Raw genomic sequence first — 18,978 nt, 5'->3', positions numbered from 1 at the left:
GATCGATCAAGGCATTGACGGAAGCCATCAAGCTGATCGGCAAATGTATTGCGCGGCGATGTCGAGTGGAGAAGCGCAAAAAGGTGCCGTCCAGTTTTCAGCTACTTCTGAATGAGCCTTAGCTTGATGCGCATGGGGCGGTCTCGGTGCCGCCCCTGCTCTTGTAGATGGGGTGATGGTATTCAACCTTTTGACGGCTGCGGATTTCTTCGCGGCAGAGGTGGCAAGTCATATCTCGATACCTCCGACGCGGCCCCTGCTCGGCGGCTCAGGCTTATGGGAAACTTTGCCGTCGCGGACAACGAAGTTTTCGCTTTCAAGCTCGTCTGACCATTTGCCGTAGCCCGCGAAATCGTCATTGACCATCAACGCCATCACTTCATCAAACTCTTGCTCTGTGACCGGCTGCAAATCTTCGGAGTAGATTTCCGAATCAAATTTGGTGTATTCTGACATTGGATAATCCTTTCAAGCCTGTTAGCGCAGGCTGGATATTCAAGGCTCAGGATGTTGACGCATCTTGGGCCTTTACCTTTTCTTGCCTCATTCCTTCGTGTGCGTGTTGTCAGCGGGTGAGTGTCTTACTCTGGCCTGCCTTGCGCTCGTCGCTACCTTGCTGTGCCTCTCGGTGCGGCTCTCGCCGTATCCCTTTCGCTTCGCGCTTAGTTGTCAATCAACCTTTGATGATGTAATCTTAGAGCATACTCTAAGATTTATCAAGTAAAATCTGCATCACGCTCTAACTTTTTGTTGATTCCTTTCTGATTTGGGTTTATGATGAGTTTGTCGGAAAATTCAGAGAGTGCTATAGGATTCAGTCATGGAAAAAAAAGAGACACTTACAAGCCAGCAAGTCGCAGATGAATTGGCCGTGCCTTATTCAACCGTGATGCTCTGGTTAAAGCAGGGGCGCTTTCCTGGTGCAGAGCGCGACGACAGCAACCCACGCGGCCCCGTGTGGCTCATTCCCCGCACGGCTCTTGATAAGGTGAAATTGCCAAAGCGCGGCAGACCCGCTAAGGCAAAGGGCGAAGGCACTAGTAAGCGCAGACGCAAGGGGTAAGCGAGCGCGCAAGTTCGGCCCGGCCTACACAGGGGGTTGCGGCCCGATGGACAGCCATAAACCTTTTGCGCGGTTGGTCGGGCTGATTCAAACAAGAGGGAGCACTACAAGAGGGGCAAAGTATGAGCAAGACGGCACTGAATGAAAATGACCTAATGACTGAGTGGATGCATACGGAAACAGGCGCACAGATTTCTATTTATCGGGCCGGGTGGGTTGGAAATTGGTATGAGTGCGGAAAACACCTTTTCAATGATCCACAGATGCCGCTGTTGATTAAATTCGGATTTCCTGCGGACGCAACACCTGTCGTACTCAGTTATGCTGGCGTCGAGTTTAATACAAGATATAAAGACTTTCGCATCGAGTTTTTCGGCACGTCTGGCGGCTCCTGGCCTAGTGGGGAAGACCGGCCCGCCAACGTGAAAGATGACCTGCGCGCTATGGCTCATATTATTAGTCAACTGCCAGACAATCTATCAGGTGGCATTCCTTCCTTAACACTAACAAATATATGGCGCGGGCGTCTTTTTATGCGTGATTCTAATTTGTATGTCGAGCAACTATGGAACACACACGATAAAAGGTTTGGCCGGCTTATTTGTAATGTCATTGAAAACGACGATCTGGATGCTAAAAAGATTACACCTCAAGTAATAAAAATTGCCGGTGGGCTGGCGCTATTCAGCCTACAGCCGCCAGTGCCTCAACGCGGCGGCGATTGGCGCAATCAAGCAATTCAAAAGATGTGGGCTGATACTGAAATGCTTAAAAGGTTTGCAATCTTAGTGGATGAGCTTTTGCCTACCTGGAAATTTATTAAGTCCTCTGTGTACTGGAAAGGGCAGGGTGGCGTGGATCGAAGGCGAGAATGGGTATCAGAGATGTGGAGACGTGACGAAATAAAACTGTTTGTTGCCAAATTCCCTAAATTTACAGAAGACCTATTAGCTCGTGCTGTAGACCCCAACAGAAAGCAAGTCAACCGTGAACCTTTAGCTCTTGCTTGCTACCATGCCGCCTTAGAGCTTCACACTAATTTCAATAATGAGCAGTTGAGCATCATGGATTTATATGTGAAGTGTGAACAAGCTAAACCCTCGCCAAGCACTCTGAAAGCCTATTACAAAAAAGGCACACCCCTCTTAAAACAATCCGAGTAAACAAAAAGAATTTGCTTACTTGGATGTCCGCGCAAACAATCAAACCCTGCTTAGTCAGATGTCCATGCAAGCATTCTTACCTTTGCTTACTGCCCACTTTTTGGTGAATCCTCAAACTTATGTGACACTGCCGTGCGAAGGGCTTTTCTGCTTTGTACGGGCTTTTGACAACTGGGCCGCTTCCGACCCACTGCGAATGGTTCGCAGGTGAAGCGATGATTTTCAGAACCCGCGCTGCTGCCCGTCGCGTGGGATTGCAACGAGCCGCTTGCTTCGACTGTTGGGCCAGTCGAGGTGGGCGGCTCGAAGTGTTTTATGAACTTGTCGCATCAGATTGGCGGCAATACTGGCTGACGCTAACTTTGGCGAGAATGCAATATGGGGATGCCACAAAACGACATTCCGCGTACCAGGAATCGCGCCAATAGTAACGACCTACAAACGTGGCGTAGCTACACCGCTGCCGGGCTGTCTGTCATTCCTATTGCGACGGACGGCACGAAGTCACCCGCATGGCAGGTATTGCCGAAGAAATGGAATGCTGAAGAAGGACGGATGAAGGCTGTCTGGAAACCATTCCAGACGCGCCAGCCGACAGACGCCGAGTTAGTTGAATGGGCAAGCAAACGGCTTGGCATCGGCATTGTCGGTGGCAAGATAAGCTGGTTCTTTGAAGCACTCGACAATGACGAGGTGCTACTCTGGATTCCCTACATCGAACTGGTTAAGACCCATGCACCGGGACTCTACCAACGACTCGCAATTATTGAGACCCCATCGGGCGGACATCATGTGCCTTGGTTCTGCAATGCCGTCGAAGGCAATCAGCCACTGGCACGGCGTCCGCGGATCGTTGAAGTTGCGGCAGGCACTAAAGGCGCAAAGGAAAGAGAAGGTAAGTGGTACATTGAAAGACTCGACACCCTATTCGAGACGCGGGGCGAGGGCGGTTATATCGTTGCTCCTGGCTCGCCGTTGTCAGTTCACTCTACAGGCAAGCCCTATAGATTCATCAAAGGGAGTCTAGATACTATTCCGACCATCACCGCCGAAGAGCGGGCGCTATTGCTTAACTTTGCGCGGGCCTTTGATGAATGTGAACCGAAAAGCAAAGCGAAAGCAGCGGCACAGACTACTGGCAAACTGCGGCCTGGGGATGACTACGACCAGCGTGGCAACATCGAACAAGATTTACTCAGTCACGGCTGGACAGTCGAGCAACGGGTAGGCCGCGTGGTCTACCTGCGCAAACCGGGAAAAAGCAAAGGGCATCAAGCGACCTTGCACGCCGTTGCGCCGAATGTCTTCTGGTGCTTTTCGACATCGGCGGCACCGTTTGAAACTAATAAACCTTATTCACCATTTCAGGTTTACGCAATACTTGGGCACAACGGCGATTTCACAGAGGCAGCGAAGACGCTCGCACAACTCGGTTATGGAACTCCGACAGGGAAGGGGAAGGCGACTAGCAAGAGAACGGCAACCGCGACAAATGAGGACAAGCCGAAGCCGACCGATGATGAACTTGCGGAACGGTGGATCGCCACGCAACCGCTGACTGTGTTCGCCCGCAGCAGTTTTTACAGATACGAGAATGGGTTATGGCAAATTCACCCTCAGCCCATCGCCAAAAGGGAAATCAAGGAAATACTTGAAGCGGCAAAGGCCGAGAAGATCAGGCCGACAAATGCCCTTTTATCATCTGTCTACGCGCTCGCTCAGTACACCGTGGCGCGGCGCGATACCGACTTTGACGCAAGCTCTGATTATCTGGTCTGTCGCAACGGCACACTCCATATTCCGACGCGCTCGCTGGGGCTGCATGATCCCAAGCTCTACATTACAACAGGCGTCAGCTATGACTATGATCCTAACGCAAAAGCACCAGCCTGGGAGCGTTATCTTGAATGGCTCTATGCGCAGTGTGGAACTGATGTCGTTGAATTTCTCCAAGAGTTCGCCGGCCTCGCGCTCACCCCAGAAATGAGGTTTGAAGTGGCCATCTGGCTGGTCGGCAAGATGGGCGGCGGCAAATCAACCTTCATCGAAGGCATTCGGGCCGCGCTCTCTGACCGGGTTACAAGGCTTGGCCTTTCTGACGTGGCGCGCAGCCGATTTGCCTTAACCAACCTACCGGGTAAAACTCTGGCAACCTGCACGGAGCAGCCCTCAGACTTCATCGCCCAGACGGACATGTTGAACGCGATCATCAGCGGCGAGACAATCACCGTCGAGCGCAAGTTTGAGCATCCGTTTGATTTCAATCCGACGGTCAAGCTGCTTTGGGCAATGAATGAAAAGCCACGAGTGGCTGACCCGAATAATGGTATTTTCCGGCGTGTGCATATCATCAATGTCCCGCCGATTGATGATGCCGATAAGGATGTGACCTTAAAGCCGCGAATCCAGCTTGAGGGGCCGGGGATTCTGAATTGGTGCCTTGACGGATGGGTACGGCTCACGCAACGAGGTTTCTTCATCAAGCCGCTCTCTGTTGTCGAGGCAAGTCAGGACTTTCAGCTTTCGTCTGACCTGTGCGCTCTGTTCATAGATGAATGCATGAACCGCGACCCGCAACCATTGGCACCGACTATGAGAGAGCGCAGCGGCGATCTATACAAGAGTTTCAAACAGTGGGCGATTGACAATGGCCACAAACCACTTTCAAGCCACCGGGCGGCGGAACGGTGGCAAGCTCTGGGATTAGAGCGGCGGGCAATCAACGGCCAAAAATACTACTATGGAGCAGAACTCAATGATAACGCACCACGTTAGCCGAGGTTCCGACCGCCATCACAGCAGGGGCGGGAGTAGCTATGGTAGCCGACTTTTCCATCTAAGCCATATTATCGCACTGCTTTTTTTCTTCTCTCAAAAAACAGAAAAAGAAAGTGCATGTATATGCTACTTAGTCTTAATAGGAAATAACGGCTACCACGGCTACTTAAGCGCCCTTAGCAGAGGGGCTAGTGGAGACGAATAGGCAGGGGCACGGCTGCTGCCCGCGCTGTGGGGTGTTTCAGAGGATTGTAGCGTGAAAGAGCAGGGAATAAGAATATGGAAGCATTAACACAATCCAATAACGCACAGCTAGAGCTGCCGCGCTTCTGCACTGTCGAGCAGTTGGCCAGCGAGTTCGGTTTTAGCGCCCACTGGATTTACAAACTCAACAAGCGCGGCAAAGGCCCGCCGCGCCTGCCCAATGTGCGCCCTTATCGCTATGACACGCAATCGCGGGCATTCAGAAATTGGCTTGAATATCTCGGCGTCGATCTTGAACCTTTCGACACTCAAGAATCGTAAGATGTATAGTACAGCCGAAAAACAGAATACGGGCCATCATAGGAGGAATGTGATGGCTCGCAGCAGCTACCAGAGAGGATGCCTGCAATGGCATCAGGGACAATGGACGCTGATTTATCGCGTCAGAGAAGCGGGAAAGATGATTCAAAGGCGTGAGGTCGAAACGTTTAAACAATTCACCGACCGCAACGACAAGAAGGCGGCGAAGCGCGCAGCCGAGCCGTTTATGGAGCAGATCAACGCCAGGAACAACAATCCGAGGTTCGCCGTCTCGGATTCGGCAATCACCTTCGCTCAATTCATCAAGACGCGCTGGGCGTCTTATGTGAGCAAACGCAATATGGAACCTTCAACCGTCGCCAGCTACGACAGCATCATCAAGGCACACTTGCTGCCGGTGTTTGGCGACGCTCCGCTATCGCAAATCACGCCAGGAGGATTGACCGATTTCTTCGACTCGCTTTCTGGCAAGGCAAAACCTAAAACCGTATCCAACGTCTACGGGCTGTTAAACACGATGTTTGACGTGGCGGTGGATTACGAGATCATTGAAAACAAGCCGCTGCGCAAGAAGCTGCACAAGCCGGAGTGTGAGAAAGTCGAAAAGCCGGTGCTCAGGCCGGAAGTGGTGCGGCAGATACTCGCCAAGCTGCCGCCAGCGCATCGCCTGTTCATCGCCTTGTTGTCAATCCTGACGATCCGCGCCGGGGAAGGGCTGGCGCTGCGCTGGCTGAATGTGGACTTTGAGAATCGGAGGCTGTCGCTGACGCATGGCGTTTGGCGCGGCAAGTTGAAGGCGACACTAAAGACGAAGGGAAGCAAGCGGAGCTTCATCTTGCCGGTGTCGTTAATCGAGGCGCTAATGATTCATCGGGCGCAGTCCGCATTCTCCAAAGATGAGGACTTCATCTTTCCCAATGCGGTAGGCGGGCCGTTGGAGCCGGGCAACTTTCGCAAGCGGGTCTTGTACCCGGTGATGGATGAATTGAAGATCAAGCGCGAAGATCGCAAGTATGGCCTGCACATCCTGCGTCACACGGCGGCGACGGTGCTGCACGAGCAGACCGGCGACATTGAAGTGGCGCAACGGGCGTTAGGCCACGCGCGGCGTTCGACAACCGAAGACGTTTACGACCATACCGAAAGGATCGTGGACGAAGAGACGACCAGCATCCTTGTGCGGGTGATTATCGGCGACAGTGGCATCCTGCACAGCGAGGCGGTCAACTGAGTTTTGTTACCTAAGCCGTTACCTAGAGGCTGGAATTTACAACGGTGAGTATCAGGTGGGATAAACGAAGCGGCTGTAACCCAAAGAAAATGGGCGGCTTGCGCCGCCCGATATTGGTTGCGGGGGCAGGATTTGAACCTGCGACCTTTGGGTTATGAGCCCAACGAGCTACCAGACTGCTCCACCCCGCGATAAATCTAATCACTCTAATGAGAAAGGCCAGTATAGCCGGTCGCCGCTTGCGGTGTCAAGTTTGCCAGCCGAACCTCCTGCACCGGAGATGATCCTGTATCGTCATTGCCGCTCTGCGCCAGCTTGATGACTACATCGCCCTCGCGGACAAAACCGAACTTGTGTCGCGCTAGCTCCTCGAAGGCTTTGGCATCCGTGCGCAATCGCTGCACATCACGCTCTAATCGCTCGACATCGCTCGTCACACGGGCGAGCCGCTCTGTGGCGACCTCCTTCTTGCTTAAAGCGGCGCTGAATTCGGTCCGCGTTCTCAGGTAGTACGACCCACAGATGCCGCAAGCCGCGAGGATCACGGCCAGGACGACACTGTCGAAAGCGCGATGCATACGAATGCCTCTTTTCGCTGCCGGATGGGACTTCGTCGTCGCGTTAATGCGATTGACTAAGAATGTATTTGCGGCCTGACTCAAGTAGCACCTCCAATTTTTGCTCGTTCGACGCCTCTGCATAAACCCGAACCAGCGGTTCGGTTCCCGACGGGCGCATCAACAACCATGACCCATCTTCAAGAATAAACTTCGCTCCGTCCACACGGCTGACTGTCTCGACCCGGCGACCGCCGAATTCCGCCGGCCCGCTTGCAAGCTTTTCAGGCAGCGCCTTTTGTAACTCTGCCGTCAAGCGAACCCCGACGCGCCCGTTTACCAGCTTGCCAACGTCTTTGTAAATCCCGGCCACCATCTCGCCAACGCTGACGCCGCGTCGAGCGACCATTTCGGCAACCAGCAGGCAAGCCAGTATGCCGTCCTTTTCAGGGAAGTGTCCGCGGATAGAAAGCCCCGCGCTCTCTTCGCCGCCGATGCCGATCTTGTCTTCGGTGATCAACTGCCCGATAAACTTGAAGCCGACCGGCGTTTCGTAAACCTTAATCCCACGTTTCTCGGCGACGCGATCTACAAGGTGCGTTGTCGCCACCGAACGGGCGACGGCGTCTGTCCAGCCGCGCGATTCAGCCAGGTAATCCACCAGCAGGGCGATCACCTGATTCGGCGAAATAAACGTCCCGTCTCGATCCAATATGCCGAAGCGGTCGGCGTCACCATCCGTCGAAACGCCGAGATGATAACCGCCGCTGACAACGCGGTCGCGCATCTCGTGCAGGTACTCTTCGTCAGGCTCTGGACTGTGGCCGCCGAAATAAACATCGCGCCAGTCGTGCAGCATCACCACTTCGCAGCCGATGTCGGCGAGCGCTTTGTTCAAGTAGCCGCGCCCGGTGCCCCACAGCGGATCGTAGACGACGCGCAGGCCAGCGCTGGCAATCGCCCCAAAATCTATCTTCGTCCCCAGGTCGCCGAGGTAATCGTCAACCAGTGACAGGCTTTCAACCGCGTCTGACCTTGAACCCGCACCACTTTCGCCTTCGCCGAGCCGCCGAATCTCACGCTCGATGGCGCCGGTCACTTCGGGCAGCGCCGGCGCGCCGTCGGCGGTTGAAAACTTCATGCCGCAATATTGCGGCGGGTTATGGCTGGCAGTGAAGTTGATCCCGCCACTGGCGCGCTGCGCACGTATCGCGTAGGCAATGGCCGGCGTCGGCGTCGGGCGGTCACATAGCAGCGGTTGAAAGCCCTTCGCTGCCAGAATGTTTGCTGCCTCTGCCGCAAACGCTTCCGCCATAAAGCGCGTGTCGTATCCGACGATGACTTTTGAACCGGCAGCCTCCGACTGCAAATGGTTGGCAATGGCTTGAGTCACACGGCGCACTGCCGCAAACGTAAACTCATCGGCGATGATTGCTCGCCAACCGGATGTCCCAAACTTAATCATTGCGATTTACCTGCTCTCGGATGAGGAAGACAGTGCGAGAGCGTCCTGCGAAAGAGACTCGATTGCATTAAAGTGCGGGGCTGTCTGAACCGGATTGGGGTTGGTTCATTGTGACAGTTTCGGACTCTAACACCTTTTGCATTTCGAAGCAACATATTTCTTTCTAACACCTGCAAGGGAATGGCTGATGAATAACTTGAACGGCATTTCATACTTGGCACAACTTTCCCGAACCATCAATCACTTATTTTATGCCTGGCATCACGCATAAGTACAAGCAAGCCGGATGCCCACACCGCAGGCGCGTGAGTCGCCCGACACCAAGCCTTAGCGCAAGATGCAAGCGCACAAACCCGCGTTAAGGTTTGCGAGACCGCCGGCAAGCGATTATTCTTGTGCTGTCGATTTCTTTGGCAGCAACCGGCGAGCGGCAGTTTCGATTCGCCCATACGCATCATCACAGAACGCATGCGAGATTTGGAGGACTGTCCATTGCCTCAGTCTGTCAACGCCATTGTCGAACACCTCAAAGGCGAAGTGCGCAAAGCCATCGTCGGTCAGGACACCGTCATCGAGCAGGTTCTCGTCGCCCTGCTCACCGAGGGGCATGCGCTGATCGAGGGCGTCCCCGGCACCGCCAAGACCTTGCTGGTCAAAGTGCTGGCGCGCGCCATCGGCGCGCAGTTCGGACGCATCCAGTTCACTCCCGATTTGATGCCCGCCGATGTCACCGGCACCAACATATTCAATATGGCGACCTCGACCTTCACCCTGCGGCACGGGCCGATTTTCACTGACTTGCTGCTCGCAGACGAGATCAACCGCACGCCGCCCAAGACGCAGGCCGCCCTGCTCGAAGCCATGGAAGAGCGGCAGGTCACTATTGATGGCGAGATCCATAAGCTGTCGCCGATGTTCACCGTGCTGGCCACGCAGAATCCTATTGAGTACGAGGGGACTTACCCGCTTCCAGAGGCGCAGCTCGACCGCTTCATGCTGAAAATCCTGGTCGATTATCCGGGCGCTGATGAAGAGCTGCGCGTCGTCGCGAACTGGAATGCCGGCTTCAATGCTCGCCGCCTTGATGATCTCTTCATCCAACCCATCAACGACTCGGCGCTCTTGCTCGAATGCCGCGCCGAAGTGCGGAATGTGACGGTCGAGGAAGGCGTGCTGCGTTACATCGTCTCGTTGATTCGCGCCACGCGCAACACGCTGAACATCTCTTGGGGGGCCAGCCCGCGCGCCGCTGTCGCTCTGCTGTTATGCACAAAGGCGCTGGCGGCCATGCGCGGGCGCACGTTCGTCACCCCCGACGATGTCAAAGAGATGACCCGGCCCGTCCTGCGCCACCGCATCGTCTTGCGCTCGGAAGCCGAGATCGAAGGTGCGACGCCCGATCAAGTCCTCGATGAAGTCATCGCGGGAATCGATGTACCAAGATAGCCGTGCGTAGTCATGGGTGATGAAAAGATTCTCCCTGCTCATGACTTCGCTCTCAGAACGCTTATGCGCGAGCATCCGATACCGGCGGCGGCTGTGGCTTTCGTCAGAGATTCGCCTCAGGGCATCGAAGTCTATCTGAGCCGGCGGCCCGCGCACTTTCGTTACTACCCCGGCGCCTTTGTCTTTCCGGGAGGACGCCGCGATGTGGGCGACGTTGACATAAAGGCGACGGCGGCGCGCGAAGTCTTTGAGGAGATCGGCATCGATATCGATTGCGACCGCCTCGTGCCTTTGCGTGACATCAATACCAGCGCGCACGCCGGCCCTGTCTATCACATGATCACCTTCGCCTACCCGATTGAGGGCGAATTCAGCACCACGCCCAATGCCGAAGAGGTCGAGGAAGAGATGTGGGTTGTCGCGCATGAGGCCGCGCGCCGTTTGGAATTGCCTTACCAGATCATGGCCGCCGTGCACACCATCGCGCAGTTCGCGAGCGTTGCCGAATTGCTCCGCGGGCTAGAGCAGGGAAGCATTAACGAGGACTACTGGTTTTGAGATTCGTCTTCACGAAACGATTCATCGTGCTGTTGGCGCTCGGGCTTGTGCTGCTGGCGCTCGGTTGGATTGACCGCGACATCCTCTATTTCACGCTGCTCTATGATGTCGCGCTGTTCGCCGCTGCCATCGGCGATTATCTAGTTTCTGAGAAGGCGAGCGCCTTTCGCCTCGCTCGCAGTGTCGAAGATCGTTTCTCGATGGGCGCCGAGAATGAAGTCGCGCTCAAGATCACCAACCGCGCGCCGCGCAAAGTCACCTTCGTCGTCAAAGATGAGTACCCGCCACAAATGGAGCTGGCTGAACCACGCGAAGTGCGCTTGACGGTGACGCCAAATCGCTCGCGCGCCTGGCGTTATCGGCTGATCCCGACGGCGCGCGGCAGTTATGAGTTCGGCAAGACGGCGGTGCGTTTTCGCTCTCGTCTCGGCCTGCTCTGGAAGCAGTTTACTTACGACACGGCGCAATCCGTTAAAGTCTACCCGGACATTCGTGAAGCGAAGAAGCACGAGATTTACGCGCACCGCAATCGCCGCCCGGAGCCGGGCCTGCGGCGCATGCGATTGAGAGGGCAGGGCCGCGAGTTCGAATCGATGCGCGAGTTCGTCATCGGCGACGAGATTCGCCACATCTCGTGGCCGGCAACGGCGCGGCGCGGCAAGCTGATCACGCGGCAGTACACCATCGAGCGCAGCCAAAACATCGTCGTGCTGCTCGACACGGGCCGCTTGATGACGGCACGCATCGGCAAGCTGACGAAGCTCGATCACGCCATCAACGCGACACTATCTATTGGCTACGTGGCGGCGTCGGGCGGCGATAATGTCGGGCTGGTGGCGTTCGCGCGCAAGGTGGTCAGCTACCTGCCGCCGCAGCGCGGTCGCGATCAAGTCAACCGCCTGATGGAAGCGCTTTACGCCCTCGAACCGCAGATGATCGAGCCCAGTTACGCGCGCGCCTTCAACTTCTTCAGCGCCAACTGCCACCGCCGCTCGCTTGTCGTGATTCTTACAGACCTGGTTGACCGCGACGCGTCGGCGGAGCTGCTGGCGCACACGTCGAGGCTGATCCCTCGCCACCTGCCGCTGATCATTACCATCGGCGACACAGACCTGCGTGAGCTGGTGCGCAGCGCTCCCAAAAGCCCCGCAGAGGTTTATCGCCAGGGCATCGCGGAAGACATCCTGCGCCAGCGCGAAGAAGCGCTCACACGTATCCGCCATGCCGGCGGGCTTGCGCTCGATGTCCCTGCCGGTCGCCTGGCGCTTGAACTGGTTAATAAGTATTTAGAGGTGAAAGAGCGCGGCCTGTTATGAGCCCCCTGCTCAGCTTTGAGAGGCTTGCCTCAAGCGCCGATCCGGTTTGAGAAAGTAAGCCGTCATCGCCAGCAGGCTCATCCCTGAGACCGTAAATTTAATCATGGCCGGGATGGGCGCGGGCGAGATGAAGCCTTCGATCATGCCGGCGATCAGCAGCATCGGCACACAGCCCATAATCAGTCTTACCGCTTCGAGGCCGTTCGTCACCAGCGCATCGATTCGGCGTCGGTCGCCCGGCATCAGCATCGCCTTGCCGATCATCAAGCCCGCGCCGCCGGCGATAAAGATGGCCGTCAGCTCGATGACCCCGTGACCGGCGACGAAAATCGGAATGTCCCAGAACTTGTACTTGATGCAGAGGCCGAAGACCATGCCGAGCAGCAAGCCATTCTGTATCAGAACCCAGACTGTCAGCAGTCCCGCAAAGACGCCGCCGCCGAAGGCGAGGAAGGTGACGGTGATGTTGTTGGTTTGTATCCTCGTCGATTGTAGCGGATTGGAGCCGTTGATGCTGTCCGTCCAGTTGCGGTGCGCCGCGATATCACGCTTCAGGCCCGGCGCGATCTGATCGGCGAAGCCTTCGTCAAACGTGCAGGCCATCCAGGCAAAGGCGGTCGCTGCTACAAAGATCAAAAAAGCGGTGAGCGTGTAGGCGAACGTCCGGCGAAAGACGGCAGGGAATTCGTAGCGAAAGAAATCCCAGATGATCGAGAAGCCTGATGATTCACTGCGATAGATCGCCCCGTGCGCGCGCCCGACCAGATGATTGAGGTAGTTGACCAGGCGCTGATCGCGCACCTCTTCGCGTGCAATGGCCAGGTCGGCAGCCGTGCGGCGGTAGAGCCTGCCGAACTCGCGCACCTCCTCGCCGCTCAGGTTGTTCAGGCGAAAACGTGATGCGCGCCCCGTCAGTTCTTCAAGGCGCTTCCATTTTTCGAGCCGCGATTCGAGAAAGTTCTTCAGCATCGCCGTGTAGATTAACACGCCGCCGAGCGAACTGCTACAATCGCGCTATGCCTTTTTCGTCACTCGTCGGCAATGAGCGCGTCAAACGGCTGCTCAAGCGCGCCGTCGTCGAAGACCGCATACGCCAGGGGTTGATCTTTGCAGGGCCGCGCGGCGTCGGCAAGCATCAGTTCGCGCTCGCCCTGGCGCAGGCGTTGAACTGCCGCCGACCGATTGCTGGCGACGCCTGCGGCGTCTGCGATCAGTGCATCAAGATCACGGCGCGCGAGCATATCGATGTGTTCACCATCTACCGCGAAAGCAAAGACCCGCTGGCCAGGAAGGACAGCAAGAGTCAGTTCATCAAGATTGAGCAGATGCGCGACATGGCACGAGAGGCGCAGTATCGCCCCCGCGATGGTCGCCGCCGTGTGTTTATCATTGATGAAGCTGAATGGCTACGCGTCGAAGCCGCGAACGCGATTCTAAAAACACTCGAAGAGCCGCCGGCGACGACGCAACTCGTCCTGGTAACGGCGAAGCCTTACGCGCTGTTACAGACCATCCGCTCGCGCTGTCAAATGGTGAGCTTTGCGCCACTCAGCGCCGCCGACCTTGAAGCCTTTTTGAATGAGAATTACAAACGCCCGGCTGGCGAGAACCGACTGCTGGCACGGCTGGCGCGCGGCAGCATTGGGCGGGCGCTCGAAATTGACCTTGGCGTCTATCGCGAGCAGCGCTCGATGATGATGGATCTGCTCGAAGCCGCCATGGTTGCGCGCGACACGATCAAGCTGATGCAGGCGGCAGAGCATCTGGCGAAGAAGCTTGAGCGCGAAGAGTTCGAGCGCCACCTCGACGCGCTGCTGGTGTTGCTCGCAGACGTGTTTCACTTGAAACTCGGCGATAACGACAAGGCGCTGACCAACGCCGACATCGCGCCGCGCCTTGAAGGGCTCGCCGAGGTCGCAACGCTTGAACAGATCACCGATTGGGCTGAGCGCATCGAGCGGGTCATGCAGGGCCTGACCCGAAACCTCAACCGCCAGCTTGCGATGGAAGAGATGTTTTTGGCGGTGTGATCAACACGGCGAATCGGAGATTCGGCCCGAGCCCATTAAGCCAATACCTATCGGAGGAGAAGATGAAAGCGATCAGAGTCCATGAATTCGGCGGCCCGGAGGTAATGAGGCTTGAAGAAGTGCCAGACCTTGAGGCGGGGCCTCATCAAGTCGTCGTGCGCATCCGCGCCGTTGGCGTTAACCCGGTTGACACCTATATCCGCGCCGGGGTGTATGCGCGCAAGCCGGCGCTGCCTTACACGCCGGGAAGCGATGCCGCGGGTGACGTGGTGGCTATCGGTGAAGGCGTGCGTCGCTTCAAGACCGGCGACCGGGTTTACACTTCCGGCACGCTCACAGGCGCTTATGCCGAGCAGGCGCTCTGCGATGAGAATCAAGTTCACCGATTGGCCGTGCGTGTCAGTTACCAGCAGGGCGCGGCGGTCAACGTACCCTATGCGACGGCATATCGGGCGCTGTTTCAGCGGGCTCAAGCGCAGCCGGGCGAGGCGGTACTCGTGCATGGCGCGTCGGGTGGCGTCGGCACGGGCGCCGTGCAACTGGCTCGTGCAGCCGGTTTCACGGTCATCGGCACGGGCGGCACGGAGCGCGGACGCGAACTGGTCAAAGAGAACGGCGCACACCATGTGCTCGACCATAGCGCCGCTGATTATCTCGATCAGTTGATGCAGCTCACCGACGGCCGCGGCGTTGACGTGATTCTTGAGATGCTTGCCAACGTCAATCTTGCCAAAGACCTCACGGTGCTGGCGCCACGCGGGCGCGTTGTCGTCATCGGCAACCGCGGGACGATTGAGATCAACCCGCGCGACGCGATGGGCCGCGACGCGACGATCCTCGGCATGTCTCTCTTCAACGCCTCGGAGCGCGAGCTGGCAATCATCCATGCGGCGCTCGTCGCGGGGCTTGAAAGGGGAACGCTCAACCCGGTCGCCGGCCAGGAATTGCCGATTGCCGAGGCCGCTCGCGCTCATCAAGAAGTGATGAAGCCGGGCGCTTACGGCAAGATCGTGCTTATGCCTTAGAATCTCGCCGTCAATCCAACGCGGAGTGTTCGCGCAGCGCCGGGCGAGATGTTCGTATTGCTGTCGGCGTTCAGGTAATAGCGCTTATCCAGAAGGTTCTCAACGTTCGCCTGGAGGCGTAGCTTCTCTGTCAGCCTGAAGAAGACCGCCGCGTCTGCCCGTGTGTAACCCGGCAGTGTCACCTTGTTGTCAACCGCCGCAAACATGTCTGACCGGCGAATCAGACCCAGACCTGCGCTCAGTCTTGCCAGAATCTGATAGTTGTTCCAAAGCGAGAAAGTCTGATGCGGCACCTGAGCGACTTGCGCGCCGGCCCGCGCCGCGACCGTATCACGGGTGATGAAGGCGTCTTGGAAGGCATAGCCGCCGGCGATTCTCCATGCCCGCGTCATATTCCCGTTCAAGCCAATCTCATACCCATTGGTTCGCTGGCTGCCGGTCTGTATGATGCGCGTCGGGTCGTTGGGGTCCGTCGCCCGCGTGTTGTTGCGATTCAGACGATAACCTGCCGTTGTCAACGACAGCGCCCGCGTAATATCCCACTTAAGGCCAATTTCATAATTACTGAACTTTTCCGGCTTGACCTGCTGGGTGATCATCGTCAGTGACGAGAATTGATCGCCTGAACTGGGCAAGTACGAGACGCTGTAATTGCCATAGACAGAGATCGGCGTGACCGGCTTGAATATGACGCCCGCCCGTGGCGAGACTAGATGATCAGTGCGGCGCAGGTGATCGTCGTTGCGGCGGTTGTGATACTGCAAGTCAAAACGGTCGAACCGCAACCCGGCGATCACTTGAATGTAACGAGAAAGCTCGATCTGATCCTGCGCGTAGGTGGCGGCCACGTTCACCTTCAAGTGGTTGTCTGCATCCGTTGCGTTCTGTCGAAAGGTCATAGGCATACGTACCGTCGGGTCGGAAAGCGGCACGAAGATCGATGTGACCGTGTTATTGAAAAAACCTGTGTTGCGAAAGTTGTCGGTTAGCTGGCGACCGACTTCGACGCCTCCGAGCAGCGTGTGACGGACATTTCCTGTAGACAGGGAATAGGTCAGGTCCGTCTGATTGAAGATGTTCAAGCGCTCGGTGGCGTTGTTGTATGCCGTGAGTGCTGCTTGCATCTGATCCGCTGTCACCTGGCCGGGGACGAAATTCTGATAAAACCGGTCATAGCCGCCAAACTGTGCGCGATTGCGGATATTCAGCCTGCCTCGCTGATGCTCGATAGCGGCGGTCCCCAGGTTGACGAGGGCGCGCACGCGGCTTTCGTCGGGATTGCCGAAAAAGGTCGCGATGTCGACAGCGACCGGCTTTCCCTGAAACGAGGGGATGCCGCGATCCGCTGTGCGGTGATCGCGAAAGTTCTCGTAGCTCAGCGTGACTTTCGTCCGCTCGTTCGGCATCAAGGTCATAGTCGGGCTGATGCCATAGCGTTCGAGATTGACGAAATCCCGAAAGCTGCCGGAGTTTTCATACATCGCGTTCAGGCGAAAGGCCATCCGGCCGCTGATTGGCTGGTCAAGATCAACTGCTACCCGTTTATTGCCATAGCCGCCGCCGAGCAGCGTCACTTCGCGCAACGGCGCAAAGCCGGCTTCCTTGCTGACGCGGTTGATGACCCCGCCGCCGCCGCCGCGCCCGAAGATCATGGCATTGGGGCCGCGCAGGATTTCGACCGCATCGAGGTTGTAAAGGTCACGGTAATATTGCACATCATCGCGCACGCCGTTGAGGAAGAAATCAGCCGACGAACTGTTGCCGCGAAAAATGATCTGGTCGCGATTGTTTTCGCCTTGATGGACGGTGACGCCGGGCACATAGCGAACGACGTCGCCGAGGCTCAACATCTGCTGGTCTTTGATCTGCTCGCGCGTCACGACCGTGATCGATTGTGGAGTATCGCGCAGCGCTGTCAGTGTTCGGGTCGCGCTGCTGATCGCGGGCTCCAGGTAATCCGTACCGACAATCGTGATGGTGTCGTGGGGCGCGGCGATCTGTAAACCGATCTCCAGGTATTCTGTCGCTCCCGTCGCGAGGCTAATGGCTTTCGCGGTTTCTTCAAACCCGTTGGCGAAAATATGGACGGTATAGTGGCCGGGTTTAAGCAATAGCGAGAACTCCCCAAAGGTATTGGAGACGGTTGAATAGCTCGACGGGCTTCCATCGGGGGTGGCGGTGATCTGTGCCCCGGCGATAGGCGCTTGATCCGGGTCAAGCACTTTCCCTCGCAGGGTGAACTCGGGCGACTCGGCGTGAGCCTGCCCCAGAATGATCCCTGTGGCCATGACGATAAAGAACAACTTAGCGAATCGGCGAGAAAACCATAGCATGATGAAAGCCCTCCTGCCTGACAATGATTGGGAAAGCGATCAACGCCTGAAGAGCGGGTTGCGTGGCCAAAGATTCAAAAGACGCTCTACAAATTCACCATTCCAGCTTTGGCGGTCTGCTGACAAAAGCCCTGTCAGCGACGGTGTCGCGATCATCTCCCGGCCGCTTACTTCGACCGGCGGTTATTTAGGCTATGATGTTGAAAATCATTTTCAACATAGCGACAAGATAATCCATAGGCAATGGCTTGTCAATCATTTTTTGATTCTATTCGAATGGGCCGCGGCCTTTTTGCCCGGCTGGCGAAGAGGGCCGCGGCTCGTGGAAGATGGCGGAGTGGTTATTCGACCCAGTCGGCGATGAAGACATTGGTTTCGCCGCGCACCTGACCATGACGATTCGAGGCGAAGACGAGCCGCTTGCCGTCGGGCGTAAACATGGGGAAGCCGTCGAACTCTCCGTAGTTGGTTATCCGCTCAAGGCCAGTGCCATCCACATTGACGACATAGAGGTCAAAGTTACGCCCCTTCGGATCATCCGCGTTCGACGAGAAGATGATGCGCTTGCCGTCGGGGAAGAAGTAGGGGGCAAAGTTTGCCTTGCCGTTATGAGTGACCTGGCGCTTGTTGGTGCCGTCGGCTTTCATGACCCAGATTTCCAGGGTTGTCGGGCGGATCAGGTTCTCTTTCAGCAGCGCCCGGTAATCAGCGACATCCTTCTCACTCTTCGGGTGGTGCGCGCGATAGACGATCCACTGGCTGTCGTAAGACCAGAACGGCCCGCCATCATAACCGGTCTCGTTGGTGAGCCGTTTCACGTTCTTGCCGTTCAAGTCCATCGTATAAATGTCCAGGTCGCCGTCGCGCATCGATGTGAAGACGACGCGCTTGCCGTTGGGCGCAATGGTCGCTTCGGCGTCATAGCCCGGAGAGTTCGTGATGTTCTTCAAATTGGAGCCGTCGGCATTGGCGCTGAAAATATCGTAAGACGGATAGATGGCCCAGACATAGCCGCGCGAATAGTCCGGCTTCGGCGGGCAGTCGGGGCTTGCCTGGTGCGTCGAAGAGTAAATGTAATGTTTGCCGTCCGGTAGAAAATACGAACAAGTCGTGCGGCCCTTGCCCGTGGAAAGCTTGCGCAGGCCTGTGCCGTCAATGTTCATCTCATAAATCTGATCGCAGGGATAACCGTCACGGGTTGATTGAAAGATCAGCTTCTTGCCGTCGGCTGAAAAATAGGCCTCGGCATTCTCTCCGCCAAAGGTCAACTGGCGGACATTCCGCAGGTGTTTTTCTTCGGGAAATCTCAGCGGGTCGGCTTGGCCCGTCAGGGGTGCGGCCTCAAGGCCAGCGATTGAGCCGGCGAATGAGATGAGAGATGCACAGAGAACCGACAGCACGGCAAAGGCAGATTTCATTATGTGACTCCGAGTGATTGAGTTGGCGATTCAGTAGTTTATTGCTCTCGCGGCCTCGGCGCAACAGGCG

17 protein-coding genes and 1 tRNA gene are annotated in these 18,978 nt (G+C 56.6%); 11 read left to right on the top strand and 7 right to left on the bottom strand.

From position 1 onward, the window contains the following. Positions 1-228: 228 nt before the first annotated feature. Positions 229-456 carry a hypothetical protein gene (locus VJ464_06845; GenBank protein ID HKQ04831.1) on the bottom strand — a complete coding sequence of 76 codons (228 nt, stop codon included), beginning with the start codon at positions 454-456 and terminating at the stop codon, positions 229-231. A gap of 364 nt (positions 457-820) precedes the next feature. Between VJ464_06845 and VJ464_06840 the strand changes: the two genes are divergently transcribed. The 5 genes from VJ464_06840 to VJ464_06820 all read left to right on the top strand — a co-directional run bounded on the left by VJ464_06840 (position 821) and on the right by VJ464_06820 (position 6,760). Further along, positions 821-1,063, top strand: coding sequence for a helix-turn-helix domain-containing protein (locus VJ464_06840; protein ID HKQ04830.1), 243 nt, complete (start codon positions 821-823; stop codon positions 1,061-1,063). Positions 1,064-1,185: 122 nt separating this feature from the next. Beyond that, positions 1,186-2,226: a hypothetical protein gene (locus VJ464_06835; protein HKQ04829.1), complete on the top strand. Its 1,041-nt coding sequence runs from the start codon at positions 1,186-1,188 to the stop codon at positions 2,224-2,226. A 378-nt stretch (positions 2,227-2,604) separates the two neighbouring features. Beyond that, on the top strand, positions 2,605-5,001 hold the full coding sequence (locus VJ464_06830; protein ID HKQ04828.1) for a phage/plasmid primase, P4 family: 2,397 nt from the start codon (positions 2,605-2,607) through the stop codon (positions 4,999-5,001). Positions 5,002-5,283: 282 nt separating this feature from the next. Beyond that, entirely contained in the window at positions 5,284-5,529 is a 246-nt protein-coding gene (locus VJ464_06825) for a hypothetical protein (protein HKQ04827.1), read from the top strand. Positions 5,530-5,581: 52 nt separating this feature from the next. Next, entirely contained in the window at positions 5,582-6,760 is a 1,179-nt protein-coding gene (locus VJ464_06820) for a tyrosine-type recombinase/integrase (GenBank protein HKQ04826.1), read from the top strand. Positions 6,761-6,874: 114 nt separating this feature from the next. Here VJ464_06820 and VJ464_06815 read toward each other — a convergent pair. The 3 genes from VJ464_06815 to VJ464_06805 all read right to left on the bottom strand — a co-directional run bounded on the left by VJ464_06815 (position 6,875) and on the right by VJ464_06805 (position 8,782). Next, a tRNA-Met gene (locus VJ464_06815) sits at positions 6,875-6,951 on the bottom strand. Positions 6,952-6,966: 15 nt separating this feature from the next. After that, positions 6,967-7,338 (bottom strand): septum formation initiator family protein, encoded by a 372-nt coding sequence (locus VJ464_06810; protein HKQ04825.1) that lies wholly within the window; start codon positions 7,336-7,338, stop codon positions 6,967-6,969. A 43-nt stretch (positions 7,339-7,381) separates the two neighbouring features. Then, positions 7,382-8,782: a phosphoglucomutase/phosphomannomutase family protein gene (locus VJ464_06805; protein ID HKQ04824.1), complete on the bottom strand. Its 1,401-nt coding sequence runs from the start codon at positions 8,780-8,782 to the stop codon at positions 7,382-7,384. A gap of 468 nt (positions 8,783-9,250) precedes the next feature. Between VJ464_06805 and VJ464_06800 the strand changes: the two genes are divergently transcribed. From VJ464_06800 to VJ464_06790, 3 genes are all read left to right on the top strand, one after another. Beyond that, positions 9,251-10,228, top strand: coding sequence for a MoxR family ATPase (locus VJ464_06800; GenBank protein ID HKQ04823.1), 978 nt, complete (start codon positions 9,251-9,253; stop codon positions 10,226-10,228). Between the two features lie 63 nt (positions 10,229-10,291). Continuing rightward, the gene (locus tag VJ464_06795) at positions 10,292-10,786 is read left to right on the top strand and encodes an NUDIX domain-containing protein (GenBank protein ID HKQ04822.1); all 495 of its coding nucleotides are present in this window, start codon (positions 10,292-10,294) and stop codon (positions 10,784-10,786) included. Beyond that, entirely contained in the window at positions 10,783-12,102 is a 1,320-nt protein-coding gene (locus VJ464_06790) for a DUF58 domain-containing protein (GenBank protein HKQ04821.1), read from the top strand. The genes VJ464_06795 and VJ464_06790 overlap by 4 nt, the downstream gene beginning before the upstream one ends. 9 nt (positions 12,103-12,111) lie before the next feature. Here VJ464_06790 and VJ464_06785 read toward each other — a convergent pair whose 3' ends face one another. Next, positions 12,112-13,089: a stage II sporulation protein M gene (locus tag VJ464_06785; GenBank protein ID HKQ04820.1), complete on the bottom strand. Its 978-nt coding sequence runs from the start codon at positions 13,087-13,089 to the stop codon at positions 12,112-12,114. Positions 13,090-13,118: 29 nt separating this feature from the next. Between VJ464_06785 and holB the strand changes: the two genes are divergently transcribed. Together holB and VJ464_06775 are read left to right on the top strand one after the other, a co-directional pair. Further along, the gene (gene holB, locus VJ464_06780) at positions 13,119-14,132 is read left to right on the top strand and encodes a DNA polymerase III subunit delta' (protein ID HKQ04819.1); all 1,014 of its coding nucleotides are present in this window, start codon (positions 13,119-13,121) and stop codon (positions 14,130-14,132) included. A gap of 62 nt (positions 14,133-14,194) precedes the next feature. Further along, on the top strand, positions 14,195-15,157 hold the full coding sequence (locus VJ464_06775; protein HKQ04818.1) for an NADPH:quinone reductase: 963 nt from the start codon (positions 14,195-14,197) through the stop codon (positions 15,155-15,157). On the opposite strand, the gene VJ464_06770 is transcribed toward VJ464_06775, so the two are convergent. Continuing rightward, the gene (locus VJ464_06770; GenBank protein ID HKQ04817.1) at positions 15,154-17,490 is read right to left on the bottom strand and encodes a TonB-dependent siderophore receptor; all 2,337 of its coding nucleotides are present in this window, start codon (positions 17,488-17,490) and stop codon (positions 15,154-15,156) included. The genes VJ464_06775 and VJ464_06770 overlap by 4 nt on opposite strands. On the opposite strand from VJ464_06770, the gene VJ464_06765 reads away from it, so the two are divergent. Next, positions 17,489-17,854 (top strand): hypothetical protein, encoded by a 366-nt coding sequence (locus VJ464_06765; protein HKQ04816.1) that lies wholly within the window; start codon positions 17,489-17,491, stop codon positions 17,852-17,854. The two genes, VJ464_06770 and VJ464_06765, sit on opposite strands and share 2 nt — an antisense overlap. On the opposite strand, the gene VJ464_06760 is transcribed toward VJ464_06765, so the two are convergent. Further along, entirely contained in the window at positions 17,832-18,908 is a 1,077-nt protein-coding gene (locus VJ464_06760) for a hypothetical protein (GenBank protein ID HKQ04815.1), read from the bottom strand. The two genes, VJ464_06765 and VJ464_06760, sit on opposite strands and share 23 nt — an antisense overlap. Between the last annotated feature and the right edge of the window lie 70 nt (positions 18,909-18,978).

Source organism: Blastocatellia bacterium (assembly GCA_035275065.1).
GTDB lineage: Bacteria > Acidobacteriota > Blastocatellia > UBA7656 > UBA7656 > DATENM01.
This window is presented reverse-complemented; position numbering and strand designations above follow the sequence as displayed.

Bases quoted from the DNA above. Each gene is read 5' to 3' on its own strand.
- VJ464_06845 (HKQ04831.1), bottom strand. From the start codon at position 456: ATGTCAGAATACACCAAATTTGATTCGGAAATCTACTCCGAAGATTTG.
- VJ464_06840 (HKQ04830.1), top strand. From the start codon at position 821: ATGGAAAAAAAAGAGACACTTACAAGCCAGCAAGTCGCAGATGAATTG.
- VJ464_06835 (HKQ04829.1), top strand. From the start codon at position 1,186: ATGAGCAAGACGGCACTGAATGAAAATGACCTAATGACTGAGTGGATG.
- VJ464_06830 (HKQ04828.1), top strand. From the start codon at position 2,605: ATGGGGATGCCACAAAACGACATTCCGCGTACCAGGAATCGCGCCAAT.
- VJ464_06825 (HKQ04827.1), top strand. From the start codon at position 5,284: ATGGAAGCATTAACACAATCCAATAACGCACAGCTAGAGCTGCCGCGC.
- VJ464_06820 (HKQ04826.1), top strand. From the start codon at position 5,582: ATGGCTCGCAGCAGCTACCAGAGAGGATGCCTGCAATGGCATCAGGGA.
- VJ464_06810 (HKQ04825.1), bottom strand. From the start codon at position 7,338: ATGCATCGCGCTTTCGACAGTGTCGTCCTGGCCGTGATCCTCGCGGCT.
- VJ464_06805 (HKQ04824.1), bottom strand. From the start codon at position 8,782: ATGATTAAGTTTGGGACATCCGGTTGGCGAGCAATCATCGCCGATGAG.
- VJ464_06800 (HKQ04823.1), top strand. From the start codon at position 9,251: ATGCGAGATTTGGAGGACTGTCCATTGCCTCAGTCTGTCAACGCCATT.
- VJ464_06795 (HKQ04822.1), top strand. From the start codon at position 10,292: ATGCGCGAGCATCCGATACCGGCGGCGGCTGTGGCTTTCGTCAGAGAT.
- holB (HKQ04819.1), top strand. From the start codon at position 13,119: ATGCCTTTTTCGTCACTCGTCGGCAATGAGCGCGTCAAACGGCTGCTC.
- VJ464_06775 (HKQ04818.1), top strand. From the start codon at position 14,195: ATGAAAGCGATCAGAGTCCATGAATTCGGCGGCCCGGAGGTAATGAGG.
- VJ464_06765 (HKQ04816.1), top strand. From the start codon at position 17,489: ATGATGAAAGCCCTCCTGCCTGACAATGATTGGGAAAGCGATCAACGC.
- VJ464_06770 (HKQ04817.1), bottom strand. From the start codon at position 17,490: ATGCTATGGTTTTCTCGCCGATTCGCTAAGTTGTTCTTTATCGTCATG.
- VJ464_06760 (HKQ04815.1), bottom strand. From the start codon at position 18,908: ATGAAATCTGCCTTTGCCGTGCTGTCGGTTCTCTGTGCATCTCTCATC.